Origin of the sequence: Ruminococcus sp. CAG:57, assembly GCF_000435935.1 — a bacterium.
Classification (GTDB): Bacteria; Bacillota; Clostridia; order Oscillospirales; family Ruminococcaceae; genus Hominimerdicola; species Hominimerdicola aceti.
The window spans coordinates 48,697-58,929 of sequence record NZ_FR890786.1 but is presented as its reverse complement, the minus strand read 5'-3'; the positions used below and the strand labels follow the sequence as shown (position 1 = coordinate 58,929).

Here is a 10,233-nt window from a genome sequence, read left to right as displayed (position 1 = left end):
GCCCAATAGTCATTTTTCAGATTATAGATACTGCTTGGAGTTCCGTCTCCAAAAATGCTGTAAAACTCTTTGTTGGGAACATATCCGACCGTTATAGTCGAAATGTATGCCATGGGTCCCGATATCACCTGCTGATAACCGTTATTAATACCGATTTTGAGCAGATCGGTGTCGACAATCTTGGAGTCGTAAATATTTTTAACTTGTTCTTTAATTGTACCACAAATATACGGCAATTTCAAGGAAATTTTTGATATATTCTTCTGAGCAATCATCTTGCCGGTAACATTAACCGATATTTCTTCAGAAGACTGATCGTCAAACTTGCTTAAATACAAATAAAAGTCGGAAGAATCCTTGAAATCGGAAATATCGACATCGATATTCTGTTTTTCGATCTCGTCCGAAATACTCTCTACCTACTTGTATTTCTTGAAGCTGATATCGAGTTCGTATTCCTTGCCGTCGATCTATCTCGCAGTATCCGACGCACTCAAAGCCGCCCGCTTTTTCAAGTTCCGAACGGAATCCGCCTATTCCTGCAAAGATATCAAAATATTTTATCAGTACGAATCATCTCCTTTCCGATTTTTCCAACAAAAAAACGGTCAAGCTTTTTTCAAAACTTGACCGTCACATTGATATATTCATTTCTTCTGTTGGCTCACTATCTTCACTTACGATATGAAAGTCGTCCACACCAGGGATAACTCCTAACGTTCTGCCGTTATTAAAAACGCAATGCACAGTGCCGATATCATCCATATGTTCGATATTTTTTGTTGTGTGGGGTTTGACTTCCTTTTTGGTGAAAACTGGCGAAAAGCATCTACGGTTTTACACCTGAAATTTTTACCCTCAAAACGCAAAAAAAACTCGTAAATACGAGCTTTTCGAGGTGTGCATCTATTTTATTGCACAAGTATGGTGCGGGTGACAGGACTTGAACCTGCACGGTGTTGCCAATAGAACCTAAATCTATCGCGTCTGCCAATTCCGCCACACCCGCGTACAAAATATCATTATTATTTTATCATAAACTCCCTACTTTGTCAAGACCTTTTGCTCAAAAAAAATGCCCGATGCTCAAAACATCGGACTGATTTTTTTATAATCTCTTTATATTGTCAAGAATTATCAGCTTGTGCGTAAAACCCTCAAGCTTGTTTTTGATATCACCGTTCTTTATAAAAAGGAGTGTTGGCAGTGCTGTAACGTCATATCTCTTCGCAAGATCTGGCTGAGAGGTGATATCACACTTAGCTATGATAGCGGTTTCTCCAAGCTCTTCTGCAGCTTCGTTAAGCCCTGCCTCTGTTCTTTTACAGTGAACACAGGTAGGTGAGTAAAATTCTATAACAAGCGGTTTGTCTGCTGATATCAGCTCGTTGTAATTCTGGTTTGTCAGTTCTGTTAGCATTTTTTTATTTCCTCCAATATATATTATATTATTCATATAGCTTTACTATGAATATAGTGATTATATCACTATTTACGCACTTTGTCAAGAGTATTATCAAACATTTCTGTATATCATATTTCTCACATATGTTGGTTATGAATAAAATGTACAACAATAATAAAGTATTCCTATCATATATGTATGATTTCACGAAAATCATTCATAACTATTGACATTTCCATAAAATCATGTATAATAAAAGCATACTAATCATATCGACTTGATATGAATTGAAAGTGAGGAGCTTAAATTGTCAAAGATCAATAAGCGAATGCAGCGATGTTGACACTGGAACTATCACAGCAATATATCTTAATTGGAGTTGTCAGCTATGTATATAGAATTAAAAAACATTAATAAAAGCTTTGGCGATTTTAAAGCTTCGGATAACGTAAGTTTTGGTATTGAAAAGGGAAAGCTTATCGGTCTGCTTGGACCGAGCGGCAGCGGTAAAACAACTATCCTGCGTATGCTTGCAGGTTTGGAAAAACAGGATAGCGGTGATATTATTATAGATGGTAAAAATGTCAACAAACTTCCTTCAAATGAAAGAGGTATCGGATTTGTTTTTCAAAGCTATGCGCTCTTCCCTTTTATGACAGTTTACGATAATATAGCTTATGGTCTGAAGGTTCAGAAAAAAGATAAGAAGTTTATCAAACAACGTGTGGCTGAGCTTCTTGAACTTGTTGGCTTGCCTGACGTTGGCAAGCGTTATCCTGACCAGCTCAGCGGAGGTCAAAGGCAGCGTATCGCTCTTGCAAGAGCACTAGCACCTCAGCCTGAACTCCTTCTACTTGACGAACCTTTTGCAGCTATCGACGCAAAGGTAAGAAAAGAACTGAGAACATGGCTTCGTGATACTATTGATAAAATAGGCATAACAAGCATTTTCGTTACACACGATCAGGACGAAGCAATAGAGGTCGCAGACGAAATTGTTATCACAAACAAAGGCAGAGTTGAGCAGATAGGCAATCCGGTTGAGATATACCTTGAACCTAAAACTTCTTTTGTTGCTCAGTTTATCGGTCAGTCAGCTATTATCGAGGATTACAGCAAACTAAAGGGTTTTGAAGTTACAGAAAATAATGCCTCAGCTATAATCCGACCGGAATTTATTGAAATAAATAAATTCGAAGACAGTGAATACCACCCATTTGAAAGCTCTATGGAAGACGCAGTTGTAGAAGATGTATCATTCAGAGGAAACGCCTTTGAGGTTAAAGCTTCCATAGACGGTATCTCAGTAACAGGCAGATATCCGCTGAACGCTTCCCGCCTGAAAAAAGGTGATAAGGTAAAAGTACTTATCAAGAAGCTTTACACTATTGATGAAAACACTACAAATATTCTCGTAAACAAAGCTCTTGATGACTCAGAGCTATACTACATTTAATAAGGAGGACATTAAAGATGGAAAATAATAAAACAAAGTCCTCTGCTATACAGAAGATACTAAAATGTGGCATCATATCATGGGTAGCAATAATTGCCCTTTGGGGAATAGGATCTTTGAAATATGATGAATATTTTCTTCCAAGCCCAAAGGAAACGATCGACAGCATGAAGGAACTTATCAAAGACGGAACTCTTTGGAGTGACATTGTTGCAAGCGTTGGAAGAGTAATAAAAGGCTGGCTACTTTCAATAATTTTTGCTGTTCCTATGGGTCTTATTGTAGGAAATTTCAGACCTGTACGCTGGCTCGTTGAACCTATACTTAGCTTTTTCAGATTTGTGCCTGCTATTGCATTGACGACACTCTTTTTAATGTGGTTCGGAGTAGGCGAAGAATCAAAAGTAGCACTTATTTTCTACGCATCATTCTTCCCTATGTTCGTAAACACTATAGCGGGTGTGGCTTCAACTGATAAGCAGCTTGTGGAAGCAGCTTCCTGCATGGGGGCAAAAAAAGCAAGAGTTTTTTTCACAGTAGTTGTACCATCAGCGGTATCTAATATCTACACTGGAATAAGACTAGGACTTAGCTCAGCTATCATCTGTGTTGTGGCAGCTGAAATGCTGGTCGGCAGTGATGGCCTTGGTTATCTTATAAACAGCTCGAAGCTTTATTACAAAACAAGCTGGGCTTTTGCAGGAATCGTCACACTTGCTGTGATCGGCTTTGCTGCTGACAGGATCCTACAGTTTATTGGCAAGAAAAAACTTAAACACTTTGACGTAAAATAATTAATTTAACAGGAGAGATTTAAAAATGAACATAAAAAAGATAATCGCAATAATAGCATCGACAGCATTGACAGCAACTCTTCTTGCATCATGCGGTAGTTCATCAAGCGGAAAAACCGCAAAGAAGGTTATCAAAGACGGTAAAGAACTTAGCGTTTTGAGAGTTGCGAACATGACAGGTCAGCCAGATCAGTATGCCGACTATATCGGTATGGAGCAAGGAATATTTGAGAAATATGGTATATCTCTCGAAACATCAGAATACGCTGCCGGCATTAACACAGTTGACGCTATTGCAACAGGCACAGCAGATACAGGACTGCTTGCAGATTTTGCTGCTGTAAACAGAATTGGAAATACTCTCGATAACACTAATCTTGTGATTTTTTCAGATCTAAGTTCAAGCGTTTCATATAACGGCGGACTTTTTGTTGCACCAAAATACAAAGATGATCTTGATGCTTTAGATGAAAGTGAAGGATGGATAACTTCTATTGGAACAGTTTCAGAATACTTCAACTGGCAAGCCCAGACTTATTTAGGACTTGACCCGTCAAAGCAGAAAAACGTCAACACAGATTCCATATCAACTCAGATAGCAGTTGCACATAACGGTGAAGCATCAGCCGCTATCGTTACAGGCTCAGCTATAAAAAAATATGAAGCAGAGGGCTGGACTCAGGTCGCATCTGCAAAAGATATAGGGATAAACGTATCTGCTTATCTTATAACATCAAGCGACTTTGCAAAGAACAATACTGAAACTCTTACGAACTATCTTAAAGCACTTGATGAAAGCGTTAAATACATAAATGACAACTTAGATGAGTCGGCTGAAAAAATATCAAAGAAATATGGAATCGAACCAGATGATTTCAAAACAAACTGGGAACAGTACAGTATTAAACTGGGACTTTCTGAGGAAGCTGCATTTCATCTTGATGAAATAAATAAGTGGGCGTATGATAATGGTAAATATCCAAACAGTTACAACATAAGGGAATTTTATTATCCAGACTCAGCAAAAAAAGCATTTCCAGATAACGTTACGGCAGACCTGACAAAAGCAGACAAATAAATAAGGAGGAATCAGACATGGGTTATCCAAGCATTTATCCAACAGGAGTTACAATATACAACAAAGAAAAAGCCTACAGCGGCTATACGATCTTCCCGTCCGCTAAAGGTGCTCTGCTCATAGATATGAATGGCAATGAAGTAAAGCTTTGGGCTGGACTGGGAGGATTTCCTAACAAAATACTCCCAGGCGGATATGTAATGGGCACAACAGGAGCAAGAGGAGGTAAATATGCATATCAGGATCAACTTGATCTTGTTCAGGTAGACTGGGATGGTCATATCGTATGGAAATTCGACAAAACTGAACTTGTTGCCGACCCGGGTAAAGAACCGGTCTATATGGCTAGACAGCACCATGATTTTCAGCGTGAGGGCAGCACTGTGGGTTACTATTATCCAAATGGTGAGCCAAAGACAGACAGTGGCAATACACTTATCCTTACTCACGAGAACCTCTACAACCACGATATTTCAGACAAAAGACTTATCGACGATAAGATCATCGAAGTGGATTGGGAAGGCAATATAATTTGGAGCTGGCGTGCAAGCGACCACTTTGATGAGCTTGGCTTTGACGAGGCCGCAAAGAACGCATTGTTCAGAAACCCTGGTCTTCACGGTGAGGCAGGTGGAGATTGGATGCACATAAACAACTTCTCTACCCTTGGCGAAAATAAGTGGTATGACGCAGGTGACAAACGCTTCCACCCAGACAATATCATATTTGACGCAAGAAATTCTAACATACTCGGAATTATCGAGAAATCAACAGGTAAGATAGTATGGCGTGTAGGTCCTAACTTCAACGAAAGCGAAGCCACAAAGAAGCTTGGCTGGATAATTGGTCAGCACCACCTGCACATGATACCAAAGGGACTTCCTGGAGAGGGCGACCTGTTGGTATTCGATAACGGTGGCGAGGGTGGCTACGGCACACCTAACCCTGCTTCCCTCACAGGCGTGAACAATGCACACAGAGATTACTCAAGAGTACTTCAATTCAATCCTGTTACACTTGAAATAACATGGCAGTACACTCCCCTTGAAGCAGGAAATCTGCTTTTTACTGACGCTTCTAAGTTCTATAGCTCATACATCAGCTCTGCACAGCGACTTCCGAACGGAAACACTCTTATTACGGAAGGTTCAGATGGACATCTTCTTGAGGTCACACCTGACCATGAAATAGTTTGGGAATTTGTAAACCCTTATTTCAAGAATTTTGCTGGAACATTCAAAAGCAACATGATCTACAGAGCTTATCGTGTACCATACGAGTGGATACCACAGCTTAAAAAGCCTGTTGAGACCTCTATCGAGCCTATCGACATTACAAAGTTCAGAGTATCAGGTGCTTCTATTGGCGAGGGTACAGGGCTTGTTACAGCCGTTGACGGGATCGATCCAACAAAAGGAGTTCCTCTCACAGGTTCAGGAAATGAAGAAGATGATGATGAACGCATCGACTTCTGTGTTGCTTCTGTAAAGAAAAAAGATCTAGAATAAAATTAATATACATAAGGCAGCTTCTGTAAAACGAGGCTGCTTTTTTTAAGACTGCAGAGAGTTTACAAGTCCTTGACAAAAGAAAAGATTAGTGCTATTATATTATATGATATTGTTATTTATTTATCAATCATGTTTATTAGTAAAGGAAAGTGTAAATATATGTCTAAAGACGGTTCGATATCCACATCAGTAATAAAACGACTGCCACGTTATTATAGATTTTTAGGTGAGCTTCAAAAAGAAGGACTTGAAAGAATATCTTCAAGGGAGCTTTCTGAGAGAATGAAGCTCACGGCTTCACAAATAAGACAAGACCTTAACTGCTTTGGCGGATTCGGTCAGCAGGGATATGGCTATCACGTTGACGAGCTTAGAATGGAAATAGGCAAGATACTCGGAGTAGACAAGCATTTCAAGACCATACTTATCGGTGCAGGAAACCTTGGTAAAGCTATCGCCACACATATTAACTTTGAAACAAGGGGTTGCAATCTCATAGGCATATTTGATATAAACCCTAAGCTCACTGGTGAAGTGGTAGGAAACATACCGATTCGTCACACTAATGATATAGAAAGCTTTTGCGAAGCAAACTCCCCTGTTGTAGCTGTGCTTTGTATACCGAAGGCAAACACTCAGGCTATTGCAGACCAGCTTGTAAATCTTGGTCTGAAAGCGTTCTGGAATTTTTCACATTATGATCTTAGCATCGACTATGAAAACATAGTTGTGGAAAATGTCCATTTAGGTGACAGCCTGCTTACACTTACATATGCAACAAATATCATAACAAGCACTGATACTGACAACAGCGAAGAGATCGAATAAAAAAAATCACACCAGAAAATTTTCTGGTGTGATTTTTTATATAAAGTATTAGCGAACTGTTTTAACCGCGGCTGTTTCAACAACTGCAGCAAGATGGTCGTTAACCTCTTTGCTCTGATAGTATTCAGCAAAAGACTCAGTTACTTGATCTGCCCATGACTCTGTAGATTGAGTTTTAACATCCTCGGTATTGATTTTTTCAGCACTTCCTGTTTCATCATCGAGAACGTAAAGCTTATCTGATGCGACCTCGGCAGCGACAGTTGCCACCTTTGTCAACACATCATCATTTTTATCATATATAACAAAAATGTAACAATTCTTTTTGTTCACAGTCTTAGTGCCTGTATAGCCATAAAGCCTTTTTGTTTTTTCAGCCAAAGGGTATATCTCCTTGCAGACATCTACGACCTGATTAAACGAATCAACAGCCTCATCTGGTATCTTTTCAAGAGTGCTTCTGTCAGGGAGTGAAGTAGTTTCGTCTGGCACTTCATCAGTAACCTCTGTCTGAGCTGTCGTTACGTCATTATTTGTAAGATTAACATTATTTTCTGTTTTATTATCGGCATTTTTTCCACAAGCCGGGAAAGCAAACATAGTGCAAACTATAGCAACAGCTATCATTAGCTTTTTCATATTGATCCTCCGAATAACCTCTGTAGTCCTAAATCATTATGTCATATTTCAACAGTTTCACATTATATCACATGAAAATTACTCTGTAAAGAGATTATAAAGAATTGTAACAAAATATCCCGATTATGACGAAACTCATAATCGGGATAAATCATTTTTTAGCTATTTGCACAATAAGAGGTTACAAATTTGTTACAACCTGACGAAAAGACTAATCGTAATCTACAACGTCGATCCACTTCATGAGCAGATCCTTCTCCTCTGGTTTGCCCTTAATGAGCTGTGCTGCTGCAACGATCGGCAACCAAGCCTGTACATACTGCTTAGATGTTCCGCTCTTTACGCAATACTTATCAAGATAAGCCTCAGCAAGATCAGGATTGTTAAGGCAGAACAGCAGGTATGTTCTTGCAACGTCAGCAGAAGCATTGCCTTGTCTAGCAGAACCCCAATTGATAACATAAGTACCTTCGTCATTAATGATAACGTTCTTTGGCTCAAAGTTACCATGGCAAAGCTTGATGTGCTTTGGCATTGAATCAAGTCTTGTGAGAAGCTCATACTTCTTTATCTCATCGATCTGACCAAGAGTCTTGATCTGTCTTGCCATCTTATCTTTCAGCTTTGAAAGAAGTGGCATATACTGAGCGTGTATCTCGCACTGAATGTCGATAAACTGGTTAAGATATGTGTCTTTCTTGTCTGGATTTTCGTCCATAAGCTGCTGAAGAGTCTTACCTTTTATAAAGTCCATTGTAATAGCCCATTTGCCGTCAATAACGGAAACCTCGTGAAGAACAGGCATCTTTATAAAGGAATTGCCAAGTGTTGTTTCAACTCTTGCGTGTGTAAGAGCCGCATACAGACACTTTTCCTTGTATTCAGGCTTCTTATAGATCCTGACTGCCATTCCATCAGATTCATAAACATCATAGATGTCGCTGGATGCTACAAAGTTATCAAGTTTCATAAGTCATATCTCCTTTTATTTTAAAATATGGTATTAAGTCGAGTTTCAGAGTATACATCGATTTTTCAACAGCCTTATTGTGTAAAATTACCTTTACATCTCAGCGCTTTCTATGTATCTCTGTTATGTCTATATTATACTACATATTTTCTAAATGTCAAGCACTTTTTCGTTATTTTCACAACTGTTTTATTTTTGTTTAGATTTTATCTTATGTTTATTAATCTTCTTTCAGGCGGCATATATGATAAATTTTTATCAATCTGATTTTTATTGTGCAATATGACGGTCATGAATTGTTAATCTATCATAAAACAATGTTCAATATTTATGTATATTGCATAATAAAACGACGTAAAATATCAAAAAAGCTGTGACTTTATAAGATTGACAAAAAAATAACAATCGTATATAATATAACTAAGATAAAACCCGAGCGGGGGTTATCAAGAGTAAAAAACAATAATTAATTTATTGGAGGTTTATTTTATGGCAAAGAGTGAAGCTAAAACAGTCGGCATCGTCGATACAGAGGAAGCTTTGACTGCTAAGATCGCTGAAGTAAGAGCTGCACAGGCTATCTTCGCTACCTACACACAGGAGCAGGTAGATAAGATTTTCAAGGCTGCTGCTATCGCTGCTAACAAGGCAAGAATCCCACTTGCAAAGATGGCTGTTGAGGAAACAGGCATGGGTATCGTTGAAGACAAGGTTATCAAGAACAACTATGCTGCTGAGCACATCTACAATAAGTACAAGAATGTTCAGACTTGTGGTGTTTTTGAGGAAAACAAGGCTTACGGCACAATGAGAATTTACGAGCCTATCGGTCTTATCGCTGCTGTTATCCCAACAACAAACCCAACTTCTACTGCTATATTCAAGACACTTATCTGTCTTAAGACAAGAAATGGTATCATAATCTCACCACACCCAAGAGCAAAGAAGTCAACTATCGCTGCTGCTAAAATCGTTTATGATGCAGCTGTTGCAGCAGGTGCTCCAAAGGGTATCATCGGTTGGATCGATGTTCCTTCTCTTGAACTCACAAACATGATCATGAGAGAGTCTGACACAATCCTCGCTACAGGCGGTCCTGGAATGGTAAAGGCTGCTTACTCATCTGGTACACCAGCTCTCGGTGTTGGTGCCGGTAACGCATCCGCTATCATCGATTCTTCTGCTGATATCGTAAACGCTGTAAACTCTATCATTCATTCTAAGACATTTGATAACGGTATGATTTGTGCTACAGAGCAGACAGTTATCGCTGATAAGACAGTTTACAACGATGTTAAGAAGGAATTCATCAAGAGAGGTTGCTACTTCCTCAACGATGAAGAGGCTGACAAGATAAGAAAGACAATGCTCATCAACGGTGCTCTTAATGCTAAGATCGTTGGTCAGCGTCCTGTAACTATCGCTAAAATGGCTGGCTTTGAAGTTCCAGAGGATACAAAGGTACTCATCGGCGAGGCTACAAGCACAGCTCCTGAAGAGGCTTTCGGTCACGAAAAGCTCACAACTATCCTTGGTATGTACAAGTCAAAGA

General features: G+C 39.2%; 9 protein-coding genes, 1 tRNA gene and 2 pseudogenes. 6 read left to right on the top strand and 6 right to left on the bottom strand.

The window, feature by feature from the left end; translation table 11 throughout:
* Window positions 1-465: 465 nt before the first annotated feature.
* From QVO88_RS10675 to QVO88_RS10660, 4 genes and pseudogenes are all read right to left on the bottom strand, one after another.
* Window positions 466-564 (bottom strand): annotated as a pseudogene (locus tag QVO88_RS10675) (DNA cytosine methyltransferase); the annotation flags it as partial.
* A 69-nt stretch (window positions 565-633) separates the two neighbouring features.
* A pseudogene (locus tag QVO88_RS10670) lies at window positions 634-789 on the bottom strand (DUF4314 domain-containing protein); the annotation flags it as partial.
* A gap of 136 nt (window positions 790-925) precedes the next feature.
* A tRNA-Leu gene (locus QVO88_RS10665) sits at window positions 926-1,009 on the bottom strand.
* 99 nt (window positions 1,010-1,108) lie between these two features.
* Entirely contained in the window at window positions 1,109-1,420 is a 312-nt protein-coding gene (locus QVO88_RS10660) for a thioredoxin family protein (RefSeq protein ID WP_022288447.1), read from the bottom strand.
* A gap of 373 nt (window positions 1,421-1,793) precedes the next feature.
* Between QVO88_RS10660 and QVO88_RS10655 the strand changes: the two genes are divergently transcribed.
* The 5 genes from QVO88_RS10655 to QVO88_RS10635 all read left to right on the top strand — a co-directional run bounded on the left by QVO88_RS10655 (window position 1,794) and on the right by QVO88_RS10635 (window position 7,072).
* Window positions 1,794-2,861 (top strand): ABC transporter ATP-binding protein, encoded by a 1,068-nt coding sequence (locus QVO88_RS10655; RefSeq protein WP_022288446.1) that lies wholly within the window; start codon window positions 1,794-1,796, stop codon window positions 2,859-2,861.
* A gap of 17 nt (window positions 2,862-2,878) precedes the next feature.
* On the top strand, window positions 2,879-3,655 hold the full coding sequence (locus tag QVO88_RS10650) for an ABC transporter permease (RefSeq protein ID WP_022288445.1): 777 nt from the start codon (window positions 2,879-2,881) through the stop codon (window positions 3,653-3,655).
* Between the two features lie 25 nt (window positions 3,656-3,680).
* Entirely contained in the window at window positions 3,681-4,733 is a 1,053-nt protein-coding gene (locus QVO88_RS10645; RefSeq protein ID WP_022288444.1) for an ABC transporter substrate-binding protein, read from the top strand.
* Between the two features lie 17 nt (window positions 4,734-4,750).
* The gene (locus QVO88_RS10640) at window positions 4,751-6,241 is read left to right on the top strand and encodes an aryl-sulfate sulfotransferase (protein WP_022288443.1); all 1,491 of its coding nucleotides are present in this window, start codon (window positions 4,751-4,753) and stop codon (window positions 6,239-6,241) included.
* Between the two features lie 162 nt (window positions 6,242-6,403).
* A complete protein-coding gene (locus QVO88_RS10635) occupies window positions 6,404-7,072 on the top strand; it encodes a redox-sensing transcriptional repressor Rex (RefSeq protein WP_022288442.1) in 669 nt (222 codons plus the stop codon).
* A gap of 48 nt (window positions 7,073-7,120) precedes the next feature.
* On the opposite strand, the gene QVO88_RS10630 is transcribed toward QVO88_RS10635, so the two are convergent.
* Window positions 7,121-7,711, bottom strand: coding sequence for a hypothetical protein (locus tag QVO88_RS10630; RefSeq protein ID WP_022288441.1), 591 nt, complete (start codon window positions 7,709-7,711; stop codon window positions 7,121-7,123).
* Window positions 7,712-7,922: 211 nt separating this feature from the next.
* Window positions 7,923-8,681 carry a phosphotransferase family protein gene (locus QVO88_RS10625; RefSeq protein WP_022288440.1) on the bottom strand — a complete coding sequence of 253 codons (759 nt, stop codon included), beginning with the start codon at window positions 8,679-8,681 and terminating at the stop codon, window positions 7,923-7,925.
* A 489-nt stretch (window positions 8,682-9,170) separates the two neighbouring features.
* Here QVO88_RS10625 and QVO88_RS10620 point away from each other — a divergent pair.
* Window positions 9,171-10,233 (top strand): aldehyde dehydrogenase family protein (locus QVO88_RS10620; RefSeq protein ID WP_288178020.1); only part of this gene is annotated, 1,063 nt, incomplete at its 3' end.